General features: G+C 46.6%; 22 protein-coding genes and 3 pseudogenes. 4 read left to right on the top strand and 21 right to left on the bottom strand.

Features of this window, described 5'->3' with window-relative positions:
* Positions 1 to 177 precede the first annotated feature (177 nt).
* Positions 178 to 1,746 carry a recombinase family protein gene (locus tag KKC1_RS01915; RefSeq protein WP_088552825.1) on the top strand — a complete coding sequence of 523 codons (1,569 nt, stop codon included), beginning with the start codon at positions 178 to 180 and terminating at the stop codon, positions 1,744 to 1,746.
* Positions 1,747 to 1,815: 69 nt separating this feature from the next.
* On the opposite strand, the pseudogene KKC1_RS17860 reads toward KKC1_RS01915, so the two are convergent.
* From KKC1_RS17860 to KKC1_RS01825, 18 genes and pseudogenes are all read right to left on the bottom strand, one after another.
* Positions 1,816 to 2,010, bottom strand: a pseudogene (locus KKC1_RS17860) (hypothetical protein); the annotation flags it as partial.
* 110 nt (positions 2,011 to 2,120) lie between these two features.
* Complete coding sequence (gene arsB, locus KKC1_RS01910; protein ID WP_088552824.1) at positions 2,121 to 3,203, bottom strand: ACR3 family arsenite efflux transporter; 1,083 nt, start codon at positions 3,201 to 3,203, stop codon at positions 2,121 to 2,123.
* 137 nt (positions 3,204 to 3,340) lie between these two features.
* Positions 3,341 to 3,745: an ArsR/SmtB family transcription factor gene (locus tag KKC1_RS01905; RefSeq protein WP_088552823.1), complete on the bottom strand. Its 405-nt coding sequence runs from the start codon at positions 3,743 to 3,745 to the stop codon at positions 3,341 to 3,343.
* Positions 3,746 to 3,905: 160 nt separating this feature from the next.
* Complete coding sequence (gene tatA, locus KKC1_RS01900) at positions 3,906 to 4,109, bottom strand: twin-arginine translocase TatA/TatE family subunit (protein ID WP_088552822.1); 204 nt, start codon at positions 4,107 to 4,109, stop codon at positions 3,906 to 3,908.
* Between the two features lie 12 nt (positions 4,110 to 4,121).
* A complete protein-coding gene (gene tatA / locus KKC1_RS01895) occupies positions 4,122 to 4,298 on the bottom strand; it encodes a twin-arginine translocase TatA/TatE family subunit (protein ID WP_088552821.1) in 177 nt (58 codons plus the stop codon).
* Positions 4,299 to 4,302: 4 nt separating this feature from the next.
* Positions 4,303 to 5,406, bottom strand: coding sequence for a hypothetical protein (locus KKC1_RS01890; protein ID WP_088552820.1), 1,104 nt, complete (start codon positions 5,404 to 5,406; stop codon positions 4,303 to 4,305).
* Between the two features lie 88 nt (positions 5,407 to 5,494).
* Positions 5,495 to 5,986, bottom strand: coding sequence for a TlpA family protein disulfide reductase (locus tag KKC1_RS16665; protein ID WP_238134164.1), 492 nt, complete (start codon positions 5,984 to 5,986; stop codon positions 5,495 to 5,497).
* 147 nt (positions 5,987 to 6,133) lie between these two features.
* A complete protein-coding gene (locus tag KKC1_RS01875; RefSeq protein WP_088552817.1) occupies positions 6,134 to 6,826 on the bottom strand; it encodes a cytochrome c biogenesis CcdA family protein in 693 nt (230 codons plus the stop codon).
* Positions 6,827 to 6,937: 111 nt separating this feature from the next.
* Complete coding sequence (locus KKC1_RS01870) at positions 6,938 to 7,708, bottom strand: hypothetical protein (protein ID WP_088552816.1); 771 nt, start codon at positions 7,706 to 7,708, stop codon at positions 6,938 to 6,940.
* 14 nt (positions 7,709 to 7,722) lie between these two features.
* Positions 7,723 to 8,391, bottom strand: coding sequence for a TorD/DmsD family molecular chaperone (locus KKC1_RS01865; RefSeq protein ID WP_143288655.1), 669 nt, complete (start codon positions 8,389 to 8,391; stop codon positions 7,723 to 7,725).
* 83 nt (positions 8,392 to 8,474) lie between these two features.
* Positions 8,475 to 11,297 (bottom strand): molybdopterin-dependent oxidoreductase, encoded by a 2,823-nt coding sequence (locus KKC1_RS01860; protein WP_088552814.1) that lies wholly within the window; start codon positions 11,295 to 11,297, stop codon positions 8,475 to 8,477.
* Positions 11,294 to 12,397, bottom strand: a complete 1,104-nt coding sequence (gene nrfD, locus KKC1_RS01855) for an NrfD/PsrC family molybdoenzyme membrane anchor subunit (protein WP_088552813.1) — start codon at positions 12,395 to 12,397, stop codon at positions 11,294 to 11,296. The genes KKC1_RS01860 and nrfD overlap by 4 nt, the downstream gene beginning before the upstream one ends.
* Position 12,398: 1 nt before the next feature.
* On the bottom strand, positions 12,399 to 12,995 hold the full coding sequence (gene dsrO / locus KKC1_RS01850; protein ID WP_088552812.1) for a sulfate reduction electron transfer complex DsrMKJOP subunit DsrO: 597 nt from the start codon (positions 12,993 to 12,995) through the stop codon (positions 12,399 to 12,401).
* A gap of 260 nt (positions 12,996 to 13,255) precedes the next feature.
* Positions 13,256 to 13,921, bottom strand: a complete 666-nt coding sequence (locus KKC1_RS01845) for a response regulator (RefSeq protein WP_088552811.1) — start codon at positions 13,919 to 13,921, stop codon at positions 13,256 to 13,258.
* The gene (locus tag KKC1_RS01840) at positions 13,884 to 15,383 is read right to left on the bottom strand and encodes a sensor histidine kinase (RefSeq protein WP_088552810.1); all 1,500 of its coding nucleotides are present in this window, start codon (positions 15,381 to 15,383) and stop codon (positions 13,884 to 13,886) included. Before KKC1_RS01840 ends, KKC1_RS01845 begins: the two co-directional genes overlap by 38 nt.
* Positions 15,373 to 16,302, bottom strand: coding sequence for a substrate-binding domain-containing protein (locus tag KKC1_RS01835; protein WP_192868026.1), 930 nt, complete (start codon positions 16,300 to 16,302; stop codon positions 15,373 to 15,375). Before KKC1_RS01835 ends, KKC1_RS01840 begins: the two co-directional genes overlap by 11 nt.
* 270 nt (positions 16,303 to 16,572) lie before the next feature.
* Positions 16,573 to 17,436: pseudogene (locus KKC1_RS01830) on the bottom strand (protein prkA); the annotation flags it as partial.
* Positions 17,437 to 17,609: 173 nt separating this feature from the next.
* A complete protein-coding gene (locus KKC1_RS01825; RefSeq protein WP_238134163.1) occupies positions 17,610 to 18,425 on the bottom strand; it encodes a DNA methyltransferase in 816 nt (271 codons plus the stop codon).
* 175 nt (positions 18,426 to 18,600) lie between these two features.
* Here KKC1_RS01825 and KKC1_RS01820 point away from each other — a divergent pair, with 175 nt between their 5' ends.
* Together KKC1_RS01820 and KKC1_RS01810 are read left to right on the top strand one after the other, a co-directional pair.
* Entirely contained in the window at positions 18,601 to 18,957 is a 357-nt protein-coding gene (locus KKC1_RS01820) for a hypothetical protein (RefSeq protein ID WP_143288654.1), read from the top strand.
* Positions 18,958 to 19,309: 352 nt separating this feature from the next.
* The gene (locus KKC1_RS01810) at positions 19,310 to 20,047 is read left to right on the top strand and encodes a glucose-6-phosphate isomerase family protein (RefSeq protein ID WP_088552807.1); all 738 of its coding nucleotides are present in this window, start codon (positions 19,310 to 19,312) and stop codon (positions 20,045 to 20,047) included.
* Between the two features lie 32 nt (positions 20,048 to 20,079).
* Here KKC1_RS01810 and KKC1_RS01805 read toward each other — a convergent pair whose 3' ends face one another.
* A complete protein-coding gene (locus KKC1_RS01805; protein WP_088552806.1) occupies positions 20,080 to 21,303 on the bottom strand; it encodes a sugar ABC transporter substrate-binding protein in 1,224 nt (407 codons plus the stop codon).
* Between the two features lie 126 nt (positions 21,304 to 21,429).
* Between KKC1_RS01805 and KKC1_RS15945 the strand changes: the two genes are divergently transcribed.
* Complete coding sequence (locus tag KKC1_RS15945; protein WP_153802837.1) at positions 21,430 to 21,603, top strand: hypothetical protein; 174 nt, start codon at positions 21,430 to 21,432, stop codon at positions 21,601 to 21,603.
* A gap of 44 nt (positions 21,604 to 21,647) precedes the next feature.
* Here the strand turns inward: KKC1_RS15945 and KKC1_RS17265 are convergent.
* A pseudogene (locus KKC1_RS17265) lies at positions 21,648 to 22,016 on the bottom strand (lytic transglycosylase domain-containing protein); the annotation flags it as partial.
* A gap of 723 nt (positions 22,017 to 22,739) precedes the next feature.
* Positions 22,740 to 23,207 carry a hypothetical protein gene (locus tag KKC1_RS01795; RefSeq protein WP_088552804.1) on the bottom strand — a complete coding sequence of 156 codons (468 nt, stop codon included), beginning with the start codon at positions 23,205 to 23,207 and terminating at the stop codon, positions 22,740 to 22,742.
* Positions 23,208 to 23,251 lie beyond the last annotated feature (44 nt).

Genomic DNA, 23,251 nt, shown 5'->3' with positions numbered 1-23,251 from the left:
AGAAATGCGAACGTTTTCTTATACCCTCTGGAATAAAAAGGATGCTTCCCCTGGGAAAACCGTGTTTTGCTGTTCATAAGTGGAAGATTATCTAACTACACCCAAGAATTATTTTGGTATGCGGTGAATATATATCCCTTATACCAAAACATCTGGATCTGCCCGGAGTGATAAGCAATGGAAATAAAACGTATTATTTGCTACCTTCGCCGTTCACGCCAGGATATTGAAAAAGAAAAACGTACAGGCGAAGATACCCTGGCAAACCAAAAAAAGATTATGCTTGAAGCCCTCGACAAACTGCAAATAATCTACGATATAGCAGAAGAAATCGGATCCGGTGACAAAATAGAAACCCGCCCCGTATTTCAACAGGTGCTGAAAGATATAGAAACTGGAAAATATGACGCAGTGGCAGTTAAAGAAATACCCCGCCTCGGTCGCGGCACCTACAGCGATATGGGAAAAATCTATGATTTGATCATATCAAAAAGGATCTATATAGTTACCCCGTACAAGATTTATGACCCGGCAAATCCCGCCGACGCACGGCAGATCAGATTTGAACTTTTTCTGGCCCGGGAAGAATTTGAAATGATAAAAGAACGTCTTGTCGGAGCCAAATACAATCTTGCCGCTGAAGGCCGTTGGGTGGTAGGAGCAGCCCCTTTTGGTTACCAGCTCAATTCCCGTACCGGCCGGTTAGAGATAAACGAGGAAGAGGCACAGATCGTCCGGCTGATATTCACCCTGTATGTATACGGCCTCGAAAACGGCGACAACACAAAGAAAGACGTATCATTTCGTGCCATCGCAACCTACCTGACCCGCATGGGAGTCCCTACCCCCCGCAAAGCCGCCAGTTGGAATTATTTAACCGTGAAACGAATTATCGAAAATCCTGTTTATGCGGGTACTCTGAAATACCGTACCAAAAAGCGGGTCGGTAACAAGTATTACGACCGGCCAAAATCAGAATGGATCGTGGTCGAAAATGCCCACGAACCGATAATAAGTCAGGAGACATGGGAGTTGGCTCAGGCAAAATTGAAAAATACCCGAGCTACGCCCAATGTAAAGCTCGACTTCTCACCATGTGAGCTAGCCGGTCTGGTGGTATGTGCAAAATGCGGCCGACACATGGTCCGCCAGTATTCCATCCAGCACTACAGGAGAAAAGACGGTGAAGTAAGCATGTACCGTAAAGAATTCCTCTGGTGTCGTACACCTGGATGCACCTTTGTAAAATACCGCGATGTAGAAGCCGGAATACTGAAATACCTTGCTGCCCTGGGAAAGTTTGATGTAAAAAAACTAAAAGAGTTTTTTGAAGAAGAGTACACGCGCCAGAAAGAAGAGACTGCTCCAGTGGATACCGATATATTCATTGAAAAGAAAAAAACGGAACTTAAAAGGCGTCTCGACTTCATATGCGAAAAATACGAAGCCGGTATATACGATGACGAAATGTTTATCCGCCGGAAGGATGAAATTGAAAAAGAGCTGAATATGTTGGAAAAGATTATCAAAAAACAAAATGAGCATGAGCCTGCGGACACCTGCGAGCAGGACATGCTAGTGATGAAGCAGAATATAAAAACGTTCCTTGAGGCCTATAAAAAGGCGGGTGACAAGACGTTAAAGAACAAGCTTCTTCGTGAGCTTGTTTCCCGTGTGATAGTCAATAAAACCGGCCGCGCAACTTTTGACCTGGTCATTTATCCGCGCTTCACTTTTAACCTATAGACAAAATAGCAACCGGGAAACATTAAGATTTTTGCTTAAAACAGACAACAGAGTACAAAAACAACGCTTTCATTCTTCTCGGTAATTTAATGATAGATTTTTCCACCACAACGTCTTTTCGAAAGTAATCTCTGCCTTTCCCGGAAAAGAAATCACCTCACGCTCTAAATGGACTGTAACCCCTGATATTTGCCGTGTCTCGTAATTTTCAGATGCGTTGCGAGGCCGGCCCATCTCAAGCATGGTCGCCGGTACCGACCCCGCACAGCACCCGCTGTACCGCCCGAGAAAATGAGCAGATGACCACCCTTCTGTTTGATGTGCTCTGCCGCTTCAGGAGAAATTTTCACGTCCATGCCGAAATTTCACGCTCCCTAGCGGATTACGCCGGTGTCAACCACGGAACTGCCGTCCGGCGCAAAGTACTTCCGGGAGAAGGCTAGGGCCACATTGACCAATCCGATCATCACCGGCACCTCAATCAATGGCCCGATAACCGCAGCGAAGGCCTGCCCGGAATTGATTCCAAACACCGCCACGGCGACCGCGATAGCCAGCTCAAAGTTATTGCTGGCGGCGGTGAAAGAAAGACTGGCAGTCTGTCCGTAATTTACTCCCATGCGCATACTGATGAAAAATGATACCAGAAACATTAGCACGAAATAAATTAACAGCGGAATAGCCACCCGAATCACATCCATGGGCAGCTTAATGATATACTGGCCCTTATAGGAAAACATCACTACGATGGTAAACAGCAGGGCGATTAGAGCCAACGGGCTGATCTTGGGAATAAATTTCTTTTCATACCACTCCCTGCCTTTGGCCGGTTCTAAAAACAGCCGGGTAATAAAACCAGCGGCAAAGGGAATGCCCAGGTAGATGGCCACGCTGGTGGCTACCTCGCCAATGGTAACATGAACCTCCATTCCCCGCAAACCTATCAGCTCCGGAAGTACAGTGATAAAGACATAGGCATAAATAGAGTAGAAGATTACCTGAAAAATAGAGTTAAAAGCCACTAGGGCCGCCGCGTACTCAGTATCGCCCTTAGCCAGGCTGTTCCAGACGATCACCATAGCGATGCACCGGGCCAGCCCGATAAGGATGAGCCCAACCATGTACTCCGGATAATTATGGAGGAAGATTACCGCCAGAATAAACATCAAGACTGGACCGACGATCCAATTTTGGACCAGGGATAAGGCCAACACCTTACGATTCTTAAATACTTTGCCCAATTCTCTATAATTGACCTTGGCCAGCGGAGGATACATCATCACGATCAGTCCAATAGCAATAGGTATGGAAGTGGTTCCCACCGACAGCCTATCCAACAAATCTGCGATACCCGGGAAATTATACCCCAGCAGGACGCCCGCGGCCATAGCCAAAAAGATCCACAGCGTCAAAAAACGGTCTAAAAGCGACAATCTGTTAACAACAGCTTTTTCCATCCCAACCTCTCCTTTCCTCCTCAGGTATTTCGGACTGCAAAATCCATGTCATTATAATTTCTAACAGAACCACCTGCCCTTTTATTCCACCTCCCTCCACTTGCAGACGGCCATATCCGAAAATGGTATTTAAGTCACTAACCGGCTTCCGGGGCATCGGATTTAAGTGACGTTTTGTTTGCAGTAAAACGCCTGGGTCTGCAACTGGCTATCGGATTTATCTCCAGGTACGACAGCTTTTCGCGTTCAAGAGCCAGAGCACCAATCTGGGCCAAATCCTCTTTTAGAAATAGAGGGAATTCTTGTATTTGATTTACTAACGCCTCGAGATCCAAACTATAAAACACCCATTGTCCTTCGCGGCGTTCCAACACCAATCCTACTTCTTTAAGCACACGCAAATGCTGGGAAACTGCTGACTGAGTTAGGTTTAAAATAAATTCCAGCTCACAAACGCATAGTTCCTTTTCTGCTAAGAGTTTAATAATTTTTAAACGAGTAGGTTGACCAAGGGCTTTAAATATTCTTACAAAATTATACATTATTTGATTAATTCTCCTTTAAATAAATAAGCATATGCTTAATTTATGTTTTATTATACCATCTTATTTTGCGGTTGACCATCTCATAATTTTGAAAAACATAAACTTGAATATAAAAATAAACTGGCGCCCCAGTAATAGAAGGCGCCATGTTGACTCATTAACTGCTTTTTACCTTTTCCTTTTCGGTAAGTTTAGCAACCTCCTCAATTCTTATTGTTTCTTGGATATCGCTGGCCGCTTTTTTGAACTCTTTTAGGGCGCTGCCGACGGCTTTCCCAACCTCCGGCAATTTCTTGGGGCCAAACACGATCAGAGCCAAAACCAGGATCAATATCATCTCTGGAAACCCGATGTTCAACATCAAATCTGCCTCCTAACTGTTTTCGTCTTGAGTAATTTCATCGCTCTTGGGTTGTGCAAATGCACTTTTAAATTCCCGGATACTTTGACCGATGGCTCTCCCTACTCCGGGCAATTTCCCAGGACCAAAAATGACCAGTACCAGCACGAGAATAACCAGTAGTTCCGGTACTCCTATCCTGCCAAACATGTCTTCACCTCCCGAAAGCATACCGCATTTTATTCCGGCAGCGAAAACATTTCCCTCCTCTGACTGCCGTATAAAGTTCACCACATTCAGGACAACTAAAATCTTGTCCTTCAGTCACACAGATTATACCTTCACCCAGTTTCATAGCCCGAAAACTCTTTAACTCCAAAGCTTTATGGAAACAAACTGTGGCGCACAGGTTACAGCCACTGCAAGCACTAACATTGAGTTCTAATTTAACGACGTCGCCTGTCTTGTTTTGTTTCAACGCCCCTTGAGGGCAGAGAATACTACAGGCCCTACAGAACTGACAGTTTCCTACCATCACGGGCAATTTAATCAGGATCCGCTCTCTAAAGGGAGGGTACTCTCTAATCAGGTTGAGTAATACCTGGCGTCTTTCACTGATCGTAACTCTATCGGCAGTGATTTTGTTGCCCTCATCTCCGCCCAGAAAACCGGGGATAACAATTTCCGGAACTTTCCCCAGCCCGTCAACGACTGATCGCAAGAACCTCCTGCGTTCCGTATCCACACTCCCGCCCGAAGGCCTTCTTCGTCTTGTTTTAGCATTGGCAACAAATGTAATTCTTTTTCCTGTTATGCGTTCAGCTTCCCCCAACTGTCTTCTCCAACTCTCCCCTCCGCCTTTAACCCGACAGGTAGGGCAAGGGTCGCCTGGTAGCAGCACTTTGACCTGGTCGGAAAGCAATAACAATTGCAACCAACATTCCCAAGGAATACTACCTAAGCAGGGCACTTCAATTCCCTGCTTTAATTTTTTCTTCGGCGAACATGGACCGCAATAAATAACTGCTTCCTCAAACTCCTGAATTTTTTGCGTAACTTTTTCAATCAGCTGAAGTGGCGAAGGATTTGTCCACACCAGAGCCCCTGTAACACAGGCTGATGTACATAAACCACAATCTATACAGTTCTCTACTTCCAAACCGGTTTCCGAGAGCTTGATTCCATTGGTAGGACACACCTCGAGACATGCCCTGCAAGTGCTCAGGTGAGACCGCACCCGGCTACAGCGGCGGGGTTTAACGGCTAAATTACCCAGGTACAAGGAAACTACATCAGCTAGCTTTTGCAAATCGGACATCGTTATCACCGCCTTTAACAGGAAACTGGCAAGGGAGCAAAATGTGCTCTTTCATTAAACCTGCAGCGCGTTTAACACCCTTTTAAACTCATCCGGAACCGGAAAATAATTTTGTGACATTTTTTTCCAAAATATTTATATTGAGAGGACCTAGATGCTTTGACCGGATGCGCCCTGCCGCATCAATGAAATAAGTAGCGGGTATCCCGCTTACCCCGTACAGCCTGCTGGCTAACCCCTGCCTATCTAGGGCCACTGGTAACGTATAGCCGTTTCCCTGCATAAATTCTTGGATTCCCTTGACCGTTTCTCTTTGCATAATGTTTACCGTCAGCAATACAACTTTGTCGTTGCCATATTTCTCATAAAATGCCTGCAACGCAGGCATTTCTTCCCTGCAATTTGGTCACCACGAAGCCCAGAAATTCAAAACCAACGGTTTTCCGCGAAACTCCTTTAAGGATACAGGTTTCCCACCTAAAGTTTCCAGGGTAAAACTTGGCGCAACGGATGTATCACTATCTGATGACGCTGGCAAATCCGCCGTTGAAGCCGGTAATCCGTTCTGTGTTGGCTCCATTGGTGTAATGCGCACATAGCGGCTTCCGATAACAAATATAAAGACGATGCCGATTACGGCAGCAATCGCTGTAAGAGCCTTTTTCATCATGTTTCTTGCCTCCCTCTATCCTGTCCAGGCAAGTCAGAAAGGGTGTTAGCCCCATGCTTAAAAATTAAATTTTTCTGGTATCAACAAGCTGAGCCATGCCAATTTATCAAAAAATATCAGCAACCCAAAAAGCACCATCACTAGTCCGCTAGCCCGGGAAATCCACGGCAAATATTCGCCGAAACGTTGCAAAAACACCTTAAGCCGCTCCATAACCAGGCCGGCCAAAAGAAACGGTACGGCCAACCCTATTGAATAAACAACCAGCATTATTATTCCCTCTTTTACGGTTGCCGCAGACCCCGCGTAGAGCAGTATGCTCCCTAACACCGGTCCCACACAGGGTGTCCAGCCTGCTGCAAAAGCCATTCCCAGAATTAATGCTCCCATTGGCCTTGTTGCGGCCGATGAGCCGAAGCTAAAACGTCTTTCGCGCATTAAGGGCCTTAGTCGCACTACTTCCATGAGACTTAATCCAAAGACAATAATGATTATTGCGCTGACTTTAACATATATGGCCTTATAGGTTATCAACAGCTTGCCAATAGTGCTTGCAGTCGCTCCCATGGTCACGAAGACGGTGGCAAATCCCATTACAAACCCAAAAGCCCTGATAAAGGTTGCCCCTCTAGCTGAATTGGCTGAGCTACCTGCTAGGTACGAAAAATACGCAGGCACAAGAGGTAAAACACAAGGAGACAAAAATGATACAAACCCGGCCAACAAGGCCAGTCCCGCAGGAATTTCCATCCGGCAACACCTCACCCCCAAATCCTGGTCTCAAGACAGCACAGAGACCCTCCGAACCCCTCGCATACTAATGTTTCAGGCAGTGCACACGGCACGGGGACAGCAGTTTTATCAACCGAAATCCCATTCTACAATATCATCAGAAATGGCTGAACCGGTATTTTTCGCCACCTTGACACCTAGTATTTGTGGTAAATGTACTATCTTTGGTAAAATTTGCGGTGGAGCCACGATATTAAGCACAATACTTTGTGACGAATTTGGACCTAACACCCGGCCGTTATTCTCTCGGACAGCCTCAGCAACTGCCTCCCGATCCCCGGGTTTCCTTAAACGGAGTAAAAAGTGTTTGCTGCCGCTTAAAGCACAGGTACGGTCATTGCCTGCCGGTGGGCCAACGTAATTCTCCCATTCGGACAAAATCTCCTGCGACAATTTATACGCCAGCTTATAGTCCACAATCGCCCTGACAAAGTCATCCTGCCTCAAATCGGCCGCCAGATTGCTGTCAGCGCATACCAGGTAAGTATTTACCTCGGTGAAATCCAAAAACTCCATACCTTTGTTTCGAGCCTGCTCTTTCCAGCGATTCACTTCAGGGCCAAATTGTTTTAACTGTACCAGGAACAACCGTTTTCCCTCAGAGTACCACGCTCCCTGATCCAGGCTTGGCGGGACTGTCGGCTCTCCCTTTAAAGGGTCAAATTGATATCCGGATAGAGATAACCGTATTGGCTGTATTGTCTGTTTACTCGTGGGCAGCGCCGTTTCCGATTTTAGATTCAAATGTAAGTCTTTTTGTTTTACCCCCTTTTCGGTGGTGCAGCCGGACGGAACCAGTGCCAGAAGCAAAAGCAAAATTACCGGACGCCAGAATTTCAATTCCCACCACCCTCTTAATTTTCCATGGTTGCAGCAGTCAAATAACTGCTATCAGCAATTAAAAATTCCCGTGTCACGGCAGCAATGGCAAAATACAGCTCCTCTTCCGAACACTGCTCCAGTCGAGAAAGGAACTCTTCGCTCCATTGCAGAAGATGGTCGTTTAAAAAGCCTCTCTGCCATCTTTGATAAGTTCCCGCTTGCTCAAAATCACCGGCTCTAATGGAGCTTTCTTCTCCGAGGCAGAGATATTCTAAAAATGCTAGCTCCACGCCAAAGTGGTCCGGGAGTCTCCCTAACTCATCAAGGACGGTTGCCCCTGCTCTTTTGTACAAGAACTGCACTTCTACGGTATTGCATCCCCAATTATTGCCCCACGAGCCATCCAATTTCTTCTCTCGGTAACATGACTCGTATGGAGTAAGATATTTGTCACCGGGAACGGAAAACAACGCATGAAACTCCTCGTCTAAATGTTGCAATTTTCCCCGGGAGCAAGGAGAAAGACAATCGTTTAGCTGTCTCTGTAAATTCTTCCCTTCAGTACCAAAAATACCTACCAAGTCAAATTTACCTTGCTTTTTAAGCTTAGTGAGCCATTCGGATGGTTTTTTCAAGTAGCAGGTTGCCAGAAATCCGTAGACATTAGCTCTAGCTACAGCCAATTCAGCAGCTAATCTCATAATTTCACCCCCAAAAACAATGAGAAAGTCCAAGGCGGCACTCCCTGAAGCGGAAAGCCGCCTTAGAATTATTCGCTTACAGGCTATGCTTTTACTACTTTTACTTTACCGTAAAAAGCTGCACTTCCGCCGATCGGATCCTCAATTCCCACATTTCCAATGCTGGTGTCGATCCGCATCACGGGATTGGGATTAATACCTGTACCCCTGCCAGCATCGTACCCTGTTTCTTGTCCATCAACAACTTGCGGTAAAGCACCCGAAGCCCAGTGGCCGTAATGACCGGAAACCGCAACCACACCGGGACGAATCCCCTGCACAACTTTAGCCTTACCCACTTCACCTTTTTGATTGGTGGGCGAAATAAGCCTTATTTTGTCGCCAGTCTTGATTCCCAGCTTTCCAGCATCTGCAGCATTGATCAACACATAGTTTTCCGGCAGGATTTCCATCAACCAGGGATCCACTGCCGTACGTGCATGGCTATGGAACGGCAACTTGTAAGTTATTAACGTAAATGGGAAATCATCATCGGTAATCAAATTCCCTTTCATATCCTTAATGGGCTCGAACCTAGGAAGACCGTCAAATGGCTCGCCGGTGATGCTGTGCTTGGCCTGGGCAACTTTTTCCGCGTAAATAGTACATAGCTTACCATAACGATGTTTAAGCAAGTCACCATCGTAAGCCTGATCCACCGGTTCAAAACGCCCCCCGCGATCTAAAACATACTGAATTTTCTCTTTTTCGGTGGCTCCCGGCACAGCGTCACCGGGTTTATCCCCGTAGGCATAGTTAGCTACCATTTTGAGATACCAATCTTCCGGTTTTTCGAGATCTAAGCCTGGACCAAATCCGTCCTTGCCGAATCCAGGGAGATTGAGACGTTTGGCCAAATCAATCAGTATTTCCTCCAGGGACCTGGTCTCAGGATGTACCTTTACCACGGGCTGGCGCACCTTGCTGACTGTGGTTAATATGGTCGGAGCGGTATGCGGAGTGCCCCAGCGCTCCAAATACGTAACATCAGGCAGAATATAATCGGCATACATGGACGTTTCCCCGATCAAAATGTCACAGGCGACAAACAACGGAACCTTTCTGGTATCTTTTAGAGTGTTGATAATGATGTCCTTCATGGCCGGTGTGGAGTAAGCCGGTGTCCCCATGTGCAAAAACAATGCCTTTATGGGATAAGGATACTGATCGGCGATCCCCGCCATTACTTCCTGATAAATATTACCGCTGAACGGAAACCACGGCCGCTTTGCCGGATAACCATTCTTTTTGAATTCCGTGCTGTCCTCATACCGCGATTTTTCCCGGGAAATGGGAACGCCTTTTGCCTTCACCTTTCCCGGATGCATTTTCGCTAAGTCATAAGGATTACCCGGTTTACCACCCATTTCGTGGAGATGCCCGCCGCCAACGGCATAACCACCCTTGTGGTCAATGTTTCCTACCAGCAGGTTCAGCACTATAATAGCCCGCCCATTATAAAATCCGTTAGTGTGCTGCACCGGGCCGCGGTAGAAGTCTGCCACCGCTCTCTTGCCATGGGCGGAAAACTCGTCAGCCAGCGTGGCAATGAGGTCAGCCTCCACTCCGGCAAATTTCGCATACTCAGCCAAGGAATATTCCCGGGCCCGTTCTTTCAGCAGCGTAAAGACCGTCTTGCAACGGATGCCGTTGATTACAATTTCTCCCTCCAAATCTCCATGATCCACTTGAGTATAAACCTGCGGTTCGCCATCCGACAGCACAACGTAGGCGTTGGGGCTGCCACCCAGACCGGCATCACCGGCTCGCAACAAGCTCATGTTATCCAAGCGCACCAGGTAGGTGGCATCGGTCCAACTGCTTTCACCGTCTTTGGCTGCCGCTTCTTTAGAGGTATTCTGCAGGAAACGCTTGTCATAACGCTCATGATCTATTATCCAGCGAATCATACCCATAGCCAAAGCGCCATCCATACCTGGTTTAATAGGTACCCAGCGGTCGGCCTTTACTGCCGTGTTGGACATTCTGGGATCTACCACTACCAGCTTGCCCCCACGCAGTTTGAAATCCGCCAACTTGCGTCCCAGAGCGTTCATAGGGAAGTTGGCTTCACCGTAGGTTGCTCCAAAGGAGATTATATATTGGGCGTGATCAAAGTCAGGTTTAAAGTGGCTTTTCCCTCCCATCGTCTGTTTGAAGGCAATATGATGGCTCTGCTCACAGATAGAGGTATGCTCGAACCAGTTAACAGATCCAAAAGCATCTTTCACGAATCGTTTTGAAAATTCTTTCCGGCCGTGTTCGATTCTACCCGCCAGAAAGACAAACTGGTTTGCTTTCGGGCCGAGTTCTGGTGCTCCGGGATCAATTGGTGTTTCCAAATCCCGAATGGCGCGGAGCCCGTCTACATGACCTTCTCCAAAAAGGTCACCGCCTTCTACTATTTCCGTCAGCGCCTGTTCCCAGCTAATAGGCTGCCATTTGCCCGAACCCCTCGGGCCTACGCGCTTGAGAGGCTGTGTCACTCTATAGGGGTCATAACAGGTCTGTATCCCCGCCTGTCCCCGGGCACAGACGCGCCCAACGTATTTTTTAGCCTCCTCGGGTGGAGTATCATAAGGAATAGGCGGATCCATGGTCATAGGGCTGTAAGGGTTACCGTCTATTTTCCTGATAACTCCATTCTCAACTTTGACCCGGATAGTGCAGGCACTGTGGCATTGCAAACAAACACTGTACTTAATCTCAACCCCTTCTTCGTCCGCTAACGCATCTTTTAAGGGAGCACCGGCGATATATTCCGGCACTTTCTTGCCGGAAGCAAAAACCTGGCTGACCCCACCTAGAGCACTAATAACTCCGAGAGCAGAAGCACCTTTTATAAAACTTCTTCTGGTTATTTTCATCTCATACCCTCCCCTACAGCGGATGATGGACCTGCATGCGGCCTGATCGGTTTATCTTTTTCCTCATAAATGGGCAGCATTCGGTATAATGCATATAACGCAACCAAGGTAATGGCTCCTAATACCACAGCTGTAGTTAACTCAAAGGAGGTGACAGAGTACCGAACCGGTTCCTCTCCACTCAACGGTATTTTAAGACCTCCGATCACAAAATTAATACGCATGGCCAGCACTCCTACCATGGTGAGGAAAGAAGCCAGTCCTAAGGTGAAAAGATTTTCTCTCGTCCGGCGAAATGCCAGTAACAGAACGGGAACCACCATCCCTAATATCAACTCTATACCTATAAAGGGCACTGCTTCCTCTTCGAAAAGATACCATAAGGCAGTCGCGCCAGCTTCATTGCCGTACCACAGGACCACCAGATGGCTAAACAACAAAGCGGCATCAGCGACAATAAACCACATGAGCAGTTTTCCGATATCTGCCAGCAAGGCCCTACGCTCGAGCAGAATGGTTTTGGCAGGGGAAAGGAATCGATCTGTAAACATAATCACTAAAATTAGCATGCCCGTACCCGAAACTACAGCCGACATCAGGAAAATGTAGGGCATTAGTGCGGTATGCCATAAAGCCCGCGCCTGTACATTACCCAGAATAAAACCGGTATAACCATGTACCGCCAAGGCCAACGGTACTCCCAAGGTACCAAAAAGTTTAGCCAACTTTTGGTCCTTTTCTGTTTTATCTTTTTTAAAGAGAAAGTAAGCGTAGATCAGTAGGTCAAGGGGATAGAGCATCAATAGATATACACCCCAAGACATAGCCGACTGCAGGTTAACCCTGTAGAGCAAAGTAAGAAATCGTGCCGGTTGGGACAAATCAGCAATTAGGTGAATAGGGGCGATTATCAATAATACTATGGCCATTAACACTCCCACTTTGGCCACACCTTTATACTTTTCAATCCCAAATACGGTGCCCAGGCTGGAAATTACAAAGGAACCAGCACTCAAACCTGTATAGAAAAAGTAAAGAGGTATTAATATTCCCCAATAAACCTCGTGTTCCACATTAAAAAAATAGTTTAATTCCGGCATTTTATTCACCCCCCACCATTCTTCTCAAGTTAGCTCCCATGACTCCTCTATCTGCCTGAATATAGTAGACATGAGGCCTGGTATTTTGTTCCGGCTTTAATACCTGTACAGCATTACGGGCTAAAAGTTGAGAAACAGAGCTCTTGGGATCGTTCAAGTCACCGAATACCCTGGCCCCTCCCACGCACGTCGAAACACAGGCGGGCTCATACCCGCGGCTTACCCGGTGATAACAAAAATCGCACTTTTCAGCCGTTTTGCGTATGGGGTTAATAAACCGAGAATCATAGGGACAGGCAGCAATACAATATTTGCAGCCGATGCATCTGTCGTAATCAATCATCACTACTCCATCTTCGTTCCGGTAGGAAGCCTTCACCGGACAAACTTTAACACATGGAGCGTTAGCGCAGTGATTGCACAGGCGAGGCAGATAATGCCTGCTGACGTTGGGATAGATACCTTTTTCCACATCTTTAACCCACGTGCGGAATACCTTTAACGGCACGTTATTTTCGCTTTTACAAGCTACGCGACAGGCGTGACAGCCTACGCAACGACGCAGATCAATCACCATTCCGTAAAGTTTTTCAGCCATCTGCTCACTCCTCTCCACAATTTATGCAAGAATACCCTCTCCCTCCTTATGGGCAGCTTTCTATGTACATTTTGGCACAATTATGTTTTGTTTTGTATCGGGCATCATATCTAAAATGCTCAGCAAAAAACCCCGAAACGCCCTCCGACGAATCGGGGTTTTAACCGGAAAAATTTTAAGAAGGTCTAATTTTGTCATATGCACAGCCGGCTCGAAGCCTTCTCTTTTATTACTTTTTAATACCTACGCTAGAAACATCCTTACTTTTCAGGCATCAAGTTGTTTTCCAGGGCATAACGTACCAGGTCCGACCGCTTTTTTATCCCCAGCTTTTCCTTGATATTAGCCTTATGCGTCTCCACCGTTTTTATACTTATGGTTAACTCATCAGCAATCTGTTGATTGGTATATCCTAAAGCCACCAATCCCAAAACTTCTTTTTCCCTGGAGCTCAACACACCATTGCTGGAAGGTCTTTCTTCACCTTTCTTTTTCCTCCCCAAAGCCAAATTAACCACCGAAGTAGCAATAGCAGGATCAAGGTAAGTGCCCCCCTGACCTACCGCCCTCACCGCCGCCAGCAACTCCTGGTCCGAAGCCTTTTTGAGAATATATCCTCTAGCACCAAGTTCCAACGCGCGCTGCAAATAATCTTCTTCATCATACATGGTAAGCAGTAATATATTGGTTTCGGGACTAATCCTTTGGACTTCCGGTATTAAATCAAGCCCACTATTATCCCCGAGGTTTATATCCAGCAGCAATACATCCGGTTTGAGTTTTCGGCATTGTTCCAGGGCCGACATACGGTCCGTAGCTTTACCCACCACTTCCAGATCATTTGTATTCTCTAACAGCAAACACAGGCCGCTCAGTAAGACCACATGGTCATCCACCAACAGCACTTTTAACTTTCTCTGTTGCATGACTAACCCTCCCCTCCAGGGGTAGTTCAACGTATATAGTAGTCCCTTTACCCAAAGCTGATTCTATATTTAACTTTCCGCCCAGTAATTCTGCTCTTTCCTGCATACCAAAAAGCCCAAGATGTTTTTCCTCAATATCCTTGTTCTGCATTTCATTTATATCAAAACCGACACCGTCATCTTCCACGATGGCCAGAATTTTATTTTCCGTTTTCTGAAGTACCACACTGATATTTTCCGCTTGAGAATGGCGCAAAGCATTTCCTAGAGCCTCCTGAACAATCCTGTAAACAGCTATTTTCACTTCATCCGGAATAATCTCCGTATCAAAACCGGTCACCGTCAGTCCGATATCTTTCCCCCAGCGCATGGAACAATCCCGGACCAGACGTTGCACAGCCACCGCCAGGCCCAGTTTGTCCAGCACACTGGGGCGCAGTTGCCGGCACAACAAATGAATATCTTCCAGCGCCTTAGTTACCGTCTCCTGCATCAATTTCACTCTTCGACGAAACTCCTGAGGGTCCTGTACACCGTCCAAGGAAGCCAAGGCCAGGTTAACGCTGCTTAAAGCCTGTCCCGTCTCGTCATGCAATTCCCGCGATATACGCAGCCGCTCTTCCTCCTGAGCGGAAATTATTTTACTTAACAGATATCGACGCATCCTTTCTTTTCTTAGTACCTCCTGCCACAGCCGGGCTTGTTCCTTTTCTGCTTCTTGTAATTTATCAGCCATTTCATTAAAAGCTCTTGCCAATTGTCCCAATTCATCTTTGATCCAGTCCAGCGGGACACGGTAACTCAACTTTCCTTCCCCAATATTCTTGGTAGCGGTTACCAACTCTCTAAGAGGCCGGTTAATTAAAGCCGACAACAGGTACGCCACTCCTACCCCTAGAAGTGAGATCACTAAAGTACTGAGCCAGAGCTGGCTCTGCATTCTTTCCACGGCGGTAACGATACCGATTTCAGATAATCCCAGTCGCACCTGGCCCAATTTGCCGTTGGCAATAGGAATCGCCACATCCTGCACCAGCTCTTCCCCCGTGGAAAATATCCGCCGACTGTATTCCTGTCCTTCCCCCACTTTATTAAAATTTAACAGTCCGCGGGGAATACCTTTACCAAAACTATTGATGACTAACTGGCCCTCAGAATCTATAAGCAGGATGTACTTCACTTCCGGATTGTTATCCATAGTGTCACGGACCAGCTCGTACAGGCCATAAATATTATTGGTTAACAAAAGATTCTCGCTCCGAGCCGCTAAGTAACGCCCTAAGGAGACACCCTGTTTAGTTAGCTCCTGCCGCAAAATCCTAGTAAAACTGGTTTCTACCTGCCAGATTTGCAACGTACCTAAGAGAAGCACCAGCATCACAGCAATACCCATAATTTTCGCTCTAACTCCAACCAGGTTAAACGCGGTGTAAAAAAGACGGGATAACAATTTATTTTTCATGACTCTGCACTACCTTTCCCAGTAACCGGACAGAATCATAATCTGAATCCTCCACCTGCCGGTAACCTTCCAGGCCCATCTTGTCCAAAATATACCTTCCCTCTCCACTAGAATCCAGATTTATGAAAAACTCTTTCAACTGTTTCTTGAGTTCCTCCGGCAAACCGGGCCGGACCACCACCGGAGGTGAAAAATATGCAGGAGATTTCTTGATTATTTTAAGATCGTTGATGATTTCCGGTTCTTTCTCAGCCATATGCTTGAAAACAAGGCTCTCCACCGCCGCTCCGTCTACGACGCCCTGTTGTACCGCCTTAATGGAATTATCGTGACTGTAAGTAAAGCTATAATCAGAAAAAAAGCTCTCCGGTTCTTTATTCTGCTCTCTCAAAAGAGCCATAGGATAAAGATAACCCGTCGTGGACATAGGGTCTGTAAAGGCAAACTTTTTCCCTTCGAGTTGTTCAAAAGAATCTATCTCACTATCTTTACGGACGATTATATATGACTGGTACTTGGTTTTTCCATCTCTTACCGGTGCGGCAACCAGTTCCAAACCAAACTGGTCATGACCCGTAACATAGCTATAAGTGCAGATAAAAGCCAGGTCAATCTGACCGGTACGTAACAGCTCATTTACTTCCGCGTAGGTGTTACGTTGGACTACTTCTATGGGGCGACCTAAAGTTTTCTCCAATAAACGTAATAGTTCTTCGTAATAGGATATACTCTTTCTTGTAGATGTAATCGATGATAAAGCTACGCGTAATGAATCCTGCTCGGTGTTCTTTTTAAAACTTTCGGTTATTTCTAAATCTTGAAAGTTAATTTGTGGATAATCTTTGGTTCTGCTACAACCGGCAAAAAATAATAATAATACCAGGCCTATTACTAGAAGCAACAACCTTCGGCCATTCAAAAGAGTACACCCCTTCAAATTCTTAAATTCTTATAACTAGTATAACATAATAGTTTATGAGATGTATGAAACAATAACTTCCACAAACCGGGTATCTTGTATCTTCTCACCCTTCAGCAGAGCTTTTACAAAAAAGAAACTCTACCAGTAGATACGGATATTTGCGTAGAAAAGAAAAAAGCCGAGCTCCAACGGCATATGCGAAAAATACGAAGTCTCTAAAGCTTAATCAGAGAAAATAAAAAATTAGTCTCATGAAGTTACACTCTATTCGTCCGCATAAATTAAAGCAAATCTTCCCGCCTTAAAATTGCCTTCCTGGGATAGGCTCAACAAGTTGTAGAGGAATTTCTCGTCACATTTCAGCATTTCCTGAAACTCCATAATGCCCCGATTGGCTTTGTTCAGTTCTCCATCAAACCGGTATGCCCGTGGATCAGATTCAGAGCCGTATTCAGCAATGGTGGAAAAGTCAACACTTCCCGTAAGGTCAGCTATATCCTGTGACTTAGGGTCAGAGGGGCTGAAAGTGCCGATCCCTACCCGATCCTCTTCGGAAAAAACAATCCTCTGAACGGGAACATCCTCGACCCTGCCTCCATATTTCTCTTCGACCATCAGGCGGCATGAAGGGCAGAGAGTTCCTTCAATATAAATGCCGTACTCCTGCTGGAATTCTTCCCGCAGTTCCCTCGGAATAAGGTGGAGTGGTTCCTCATGCATGGGACATCCTTTGATAGCATATACGGCTCCTTCATCGGTACGGGTGTACTTCTCCAGTCCTCTTTTGATCAAGTTAACGATGGTTGATTTTCCGCCGCTTACCGGCCCCATCAACAAAAGAATTCTTTTCCGTACATCTAGCCTCCGGGCTGCCGAATGGAAGTACTCCTCCACTAGCCGTTCTAATGTTTTGTCAAGTCCAAAAATTTCCGAGGAAAAAAATTTGTATTTTTTAACTCCATCTACTTCTTCCACTCCAGCAGAAACAATCATATCGTAAATACGTTCATGGGCCAGACGGCAAATTTTGGGGTTTTCTATAACTAACTTCAGGTAATCCCGGAAGGTTCCTTCCCAACGCAGTTTTTGTTCTTCTTGTCTGTGTAATTCCAGACGTTTTAGAATATCCATAGATACCTCCTCCTTTTTAAATTCCGAGCCATGACTGGAGGTTACTATATTTATATGCACCGTTTGTTTAAAAAGAAGTTTCATTCCTGAAGAGAAGAAGGAAGAAAAAAAGCTAACTCCATTGAGAAGCAGAAAAAGAGTTAGCCTGACATTGGTTTCAGAAACAACTATTTTTACTTTTTTTGGAAAATCAAGATGTATTCATGGACTTTATTGACGCGAAAGACGTAAGGATATCCCAGGGGGCGTAAATTATTATACTCCCGGCGCCTATCCCAGATGATTATGTCGTCAAGGGTAAAACCTACGTCTCTAAGTTTTAAAGTAATATCCATATGAAACGGGTAAAAGACAGCCTTCTTACGGATGTCCATTACTACTACTATGCAATAGGCACCGGTAATCAGCACCTCGTAGATTTGAGCAAATACTTGCTGCAAAGCCCCCAAAAATTCATGGTAATCGCTAATACTGCTCAGGTCCCGCAGGTTCATTCCGTAATTGCGAATCGGTTTGCCGTCGGCTGTACGCCGCTGGTTTAAAATATCCCAGTAGGGCGGAGAAGTGATACACAGGCCGACAGTGCCCGGTGATACATATTTCTGCAATCGTCTGCTGTCGTCCTGAATTATACGCGGGTAGTTGTCCGGATCTCCCCGGATGGCCGCCAACCTCTCTCTCGTCATGGCAATAAACTCTTCCGACAGCTCAAAACCGACTGACGGTAGACCACGGCGGTAGGCGGAACATAGAGTACTCCCACTACCCATAAACGGATCGAGAACAAGGCCGCCTTCCCGGAGGGAAAATATTTCGATAAGCCTGTCGGTCAACTGGGATGGAAACATAGCGGGGTGCTTAAACTTGCGTTCCTCAGGACTTTTAACAAGATCGTCCCAAATACTTATGGAATAGCGTAACCAGGTTTTCCCGTCCATTAAACCGGCACTCACCGCTTTATTCATTGTTTTTGGAGATTGTTTTGACATTATTCTCCCTCCTGGATTCAATACCTTCAGAAAACAGCCAAGACCATTTTCTTGATATAAGATCCGTTTTCCTGCCATTCAACCATTAAATAGAGGAAAATTTAAGTAAATTAAGAATAATATGCATTAAGAATAATATGCTTGCGAAGAAAAAAAATAATGACGAGGTGATAAAATGGGCTATAAATATGAGTTTACCTGGTTGCTTCGCCTGCCGGTGGACGAGTTGCCCGATAAACCAGGAGAAAAACAGGAGGCAGACAACCAGCTTCTCCTGTGGAAAAGAACCTCCGGGAATATTATTTTAGGCTTTTTCCGCACTGGACATAAATTAGTTTATCCCGTGGGCATGGATGTGCTTCTAGTAACCCGTAGCGGTGAGGTTATAGGAATTGGCACCATTGTTAAATCAGAAATATACCAGCTTCCTGACAACTCCCTTACTACCGTAGTTGAGTTTTCGGTCAAGCGCATGTTCGAGGAGGAAGAAAAGCGTATCCTTACGCGAGTGGTCAAAGAAATGTACGGATAATAATATTTAATAATATTGTCGGGGAGATGGTATTATAGTATACCCTGTTTTTGGTAATAATGAAGACAGGGAGGTGAAATTAAGTGGCATATGTTTGTGCCCAATGCGGTCGTACCGCCAAACTCCCCGACTTCTGCTGCGGAAAGTCGATGGTTACCGAAGGGGCATATGTTTGTCGGTCCTGCGGAAAAACTGCGCAGAACGAAGGTCGCTGCTGCGGCCAGACCATGGTTAGAGTATAAAACACCTTTCCAACCAGCTTCCCGGAAGCTGGCCTTTTTTTAAAGAATAAAATAGGGTATAATGGATGAGAAAAACCGACACCGGTACCATATTACGGGGAGGTTGTTCCATGATTTTCGGGAAAGATTTTGGCCTGACGGAAGAAGGTCAGTTGGTGTTTTACCAAGAGGATATATATGAGCCAAAACCAGCGGTACGCCGTCTAATAGATGCAGGTGAAGTACTTTTTCAGACTGTACCGTTAGATGATAGGCCCCTGTATTACATGTATCGCGGCGTTCACTGGCGCCAAGACCGGGAAAAATTTCTCCAACACGACATCCGTTATGACATTACCGTAATTCTTCCAGGACTAATAGGTCAGGAGTACATAAAAACGGTGGGGCATTTCCATCCCCTTAAACCCCAGTCTTCCGAAACCTACCCGGAATATTATGAAGTGCTTTCCGGAGAAGCCCTCTATCTCTTGCAGAAAAATAACCGGAGAGGGGAAGTAGAGGAGGTACTGGTAGTAGAAGCGAAAAAAGGGGATAAGGTATATATTCCCCCGGGATACGGCCACATAACCATTAACCCGGGAAATGAGCCCCTGGTTATGGCCAACCTGGTGGAAGCCAACTTCTCTTCTATTTACGAACCCTTTGCTGCCAAGAGAGGAGCGGCATATTATTACATTCAAAATGAAAAAGGCCAGGGGGAATTTGTTAAAAATCCTTATTATCAGAACTCCGTAGCACTTAGAATGGTGGCAGCACCCAACTTACCCCAACCTACCGAAGCTGTAAAAAATGCTTCCCTTTACGGGGCTTTTATCCAGCAACCGGAAGCATTTGAGTTTCTGAAATAAAATCCTGAGGACAGTGAAATAGCCCTGGCTATTCACTGTCCTTGTTTATCTCCACCCTGTTGGCTTTTTTCTTGCGGTTTACTCTCTTCAATCTCCAGTTTTTCAACTTTTCCCTCAATCTCTATTTCTAGAGTCTTTCCCTCTCGGGTTTTTATCTTCAACTTGGTTTTAGTCCCACCAGACCCTTTCCCCTTCTCTTGGCTTCCCGAGCCGCTCTGAGATGCGGAAGAGCCGGTCTTCTCTCTTTTCTCCAGTGGACCTGCCCGCTGTTCCACTAAATATACGTTGTTTTCTGTTATCATTCGTACCGGAATAATTTTGCTCGGGACGTCATAGACCCCGTTGGTCCCCTGAAAATCGTAATCCCAGTGCTGTTTGGAGGTTAAATCGAGAGAGGCCTGGTAAACAACCGACGCGAGCATCTCCGGCATGGGGTCGATTTCACCGTCGTGTTTACCTTCGGCAATGGCTTGGATCGCAGGTTTATCCGCTCCCGCCCCTAAAGTAACCACTTTATCAGCCATTCCCAGTTTTTCTAGAACATCTACTGCGGCCAGGGCGAGCTGACTGGTTTGCCCGACCACCGCTCCCACCTTACTTCCTTGTTGGCTCAGGTACTGCTCCAGATCCTGTCGGGCCAGCGTAGGATCCCAATCCTTGTAATCCCTAGTTACAACCTGTAGTTGGGGAAAGTCTTCTATCACTTCTTTAAACCCTGCTGTCATCTGCAACGTTATATAATCTTCCGGATTTCCCCGTAAAAGAAGGATAATATCTCCCTTTTGCGCTCCCTTTTTATATTGTTGCGTAATAAATTCTGCCTGGAGTTGCCCGGCCCGGTAAGCATCGGCGGCGACAAACCCATCTAGTGGTACGTTGTCCGGTAGTGAATGCAGGGCTACTATTTTTATCCCCTTCTCCTGAAGCAACCTGACTATTTCCCCGGCTTGACCGGGGTTAACAAAATGGATCACTGCCGTTTTAACTTTGTTCTTGATTAACTTTTCCACCTGCTTTCGCTGTTCTTCCGGATTCATACGGGCGTCCAGCCAAACAACTCTTATACGGTCTTTACGCGCTCTTTGAGTTACATATTTTCTAATTATTTTATTAACATCAGTCTCCATCGTGGCCACGCTGAAACCGATAGCCGGAGGTGAAGATGCAGGCTTTTTGGCCGGTGATTTGCTGCACCCTCCCAACAGCAATACCAGCATTAAGACCAAAATAGACGCCAATCTTCCCCGCCAAAACACCCGTTACCACCTGCCCTGAGCAGACGCCTGTAATTTTCAAGTCTCCCTGTTTTTATAATTCCTTCTGCCATTAGGTTTGATTTTGCCAATTTATGGTAAGAATAAATGCAGAAGGAGGGACACAAAATGAAATTCAGCAAATTCAGCAAAAAGGAACAACTTCAAATTTACATTGCCCAGGGTGAAGCTTACCGGCAGCTGCTTCTCAAAACCAACCACGGGGGAAGGTATAACGCCAAAATCAAACAAATTGAGGCCAAGATTCGCCGCGCCCAGCAGGACCTGGCCCGGATAAAATAGTAACCGCCGGAAAATTGCCCGGCGGTTTACAGTTCCTTCATTAATTTCCGGTACTTTTCCATAAGGCGAGGCACCCGGCGGATATAGTTCTGGGTTTCCGCAATATAACGATACCGCCCGTTTCTCACATTACCCGGACCAGCATTGTAGGCCGCTAACGCTTCGGTCAGGTTCCCAAACTCCTTCAGTTGCCAAGCCAGGTAGCGAGTTCCCCCTTCTATGTTCTGTACCGGGTCATAGGGGTTCACTCCCAACATCTTTGCCGTCCCCGGCATCAGTTGCATCAGTCCGATTGCCCCCGCCCGGCTTACTGCCTGGGGGTTGCCCCCGGACTCCTGTTCTATAACTGCCGCAATGAGGGCAGGATCGAGATCATACTTCTCCGCCGCCGCCTGGATATAATCCGCCCATTGAAGAATGCGGTGGCTGGGATCATAAGGGAGCATTACCGTGCGTCCCTGGTCGTCTTGAGCCACGACTACCCGCTCATCTCCGTAACGGTATACCCGTACGGTAATAAACTGGTACAGCGCCAGGGCGGCCTGATGGATATTCTCCCTCAGGATAGCGGCAGTACCGGCATCGATGTTTACCATTTCCTGCAGTTTTTCTCTTATATCCTCTTCTCCCAACCGTCTGCTAGTCGCCGCCACCGCCTCTGGGGGCTGGGAGCGGGTGCCGTTTCCCTCTCCGTTGAACCAAAATATGCTCCCCAGGGCCTGAAATGTCTTGGCCACACCGGTTTTGAAGGCCACCCACTTCTCCTTTTTGTAACGAATAGTCTCTTCCAGGTCTACCTTCAACTCCGGTATTCTTTTGCGGGTGTCTAATTGAAAACCCACGAAAGGCTTCTCCTCCCCCCGTACCAGGGCGGGAGGGTCCTGCCTCGCCATAAATTCGATGAACTTGTCTTCATAGGGCTCGAGGTCAAAGGAGCTGAAAAAGTAGTAACTACCAACCACTAAAAGCATAAGAAAAAGAGTTTTGCGAATCCAGCGATATTTCAGCAGTCCGATCAGTACCTTCATCCCTCAGCCCCCCGGGGGAAACATCTGACCATTACTCTAACAATCTATTCGTCCTCACACTGCCTTTTCCTGCTTTACTAAAGGGGTAAGAATAATTGCCCACCGGGTTTATTCCATAGCCTTAATTTCCCGCACCTTCCAGCGTTCCTGCTCCCGGTCCATAACCGCCATAAAATACTCTCCGCCGAGATAAAAATAGAGCCGCGCCGTGTCATCCCGAATCAGGGTGCTTTTGAAACTAATCTCCTCTCCCGCCAGTTCGGCGCCAGTTACATTTTCCGGATCAATCCGGCTCTGAACGGAAAGCATTTGTTCCACTGAATCCTTTCGGCCCCTGGCCACCGCCCGGTAGAACTTTTCCAGAGCCTTTTCCGGCTCCTCCCGTTGGGCGACTAAATCCTCCTGGTGCCTACGGGCCATAACCTGTGCCACCTTTTCCTTTAATACCTCCGGGAGACGAGCCAGGTCTTTTCCCATTCCCTCCAGGGGAGTGCCCTCTAGCAGGCCGCTCCCGGCAAAGTAAAAAATTGCCCCTAACAAAATGGCTACAACCAGAACACGAAGCATTGTCCGCACAACTGTTCCCTCCCTGTCTAGGTCCCGCTCTTTATTTCGCAATC

This window comes from Calderihabitans maritimus, from assembly GCF_002207765.1.
Lineage (GTDB): Bacteria > Bacillota > KKC1 > Calderihabitantales > Calderihabitantaceae > Calderihabitans > Calderihabitans maritimus.
The sequence above is the reverse complement of the archived record's forward strand: the minus strand, read 5'-3'. Positions and strand labels throughout refer to the sequence as shown.